The organism is Microcystis sp. M53598_WE2 (assembly GCF_030067735.1).
Classification (GTDB): Bacteria; Cyanobacteriota; Cyanobacteriia; order Cyanobacteriales; family Microcystaceae; genus Microcystis; species Microcystis aeruginosa.
In genome coordinates, this window is sequence record NZ_JASJFE010000171.1 from 1 (window position 1) to 1,100 (window position 1,100).

At 40.1% G+C, this 1,100-nt stretch carries 1 protein-coding gene; it reads left to right on the forward strand.

Features of this window, described 5'->3' with window-relative positions:
* Nucleotides 1-184: 184 nt before the first annotated feature.
* The coding region (locus tag PX636_RS03790) for a PstS family phosphate ABC transporter substrate-binding protein (RefSeq protein ID WP_288116269.1) at nucleotides 185-1,100 on the forward strand (916 nt) is incomplete at its 3' end.

The window sequence follows — 1,100 nt, forward strand, 5'->3', positions numbered from 1 at the left end:
ATCATCCCTCAGCCTTGAATCAGTTATCAGTTATCAGTTATCAGTTATCAGATGTGAGTTTTCAGTTCACCGATTACCGATTACAGCAAAAAACTCCCCAACACCCAACACCCAAATCCCACTTCCCCACTGATAACTGAAAAGTCTCCCCAATACCCGTTTTTACTTTCTCCTTTTCACACCTATGCTAGAAATTTTTACTCAGCTATCTCGTCCGACCAAAGTAGTGGCAATTGTCCTGGGTACTGCTCTACTTTTACCCGCTTGTGCCAATATTAATCCTCAAGACCTAAAACCAATTAAAATTGATGGTTCGAGTACCGTAGCACCAATTACCAACAAAGTTCTCGAAGATTTTAAAGCTAATACCCCTAACAAAGTTTTGGCTGATGTTAAAATTGACGCTAATATTTCAGGAACCGGCGGTGGTTTTAGAAAATTTTGTGCGGGAGAAACCGATATTAATAATGCTTCTCGGCCGATTTCTGTGGAAGAATTAAAAGAATGTGATGCTAATAAGGTCAGATTTATCGAACTACCGATCGCTTTTGATGCTTTAACCGTGGTAGTCAATCCCCAAAATAACTGGCTTGATGATATTTCGACCAGAGAATTAAAAACTATTTGGGAACCAGCGGCCGAGAATAAAATCAAACGTTGGAATCAAATTAATCCCGCTTGGCCCGACCAACCGATTACCCTTCACGGGCCGGGTAAAGATTCAGGAACCTACGATTTCTTCAGTGATGTAATTAACGGCAAAGATGCCAGTCGTGGGGACTTTAATTTTAGTGAAGATGACCAAGCTTTAGTTAATGCCGTCAGTCAAGATGCCAACGCTTTGGGATATTTTGGCCACGCTTATTATGAACAAAATCGGGATAAATTAAAAGCTTTGAAAGTTAACGGTATTGAACCAACTCGCAGCAATGTAGAGGATAGTAAATATCAGCCTTTATCTCGTCCTTTGTTTATTTATGTTAATGCCCAAAAAGCCCAAGAGAATCCCGCTTTAGAGAAATTTGTCGAACATTATCTCGATCGAGTTCCCAATTTATTAGATACTATTGGTTATATTCCCCTACCCGATGAGGCCTATC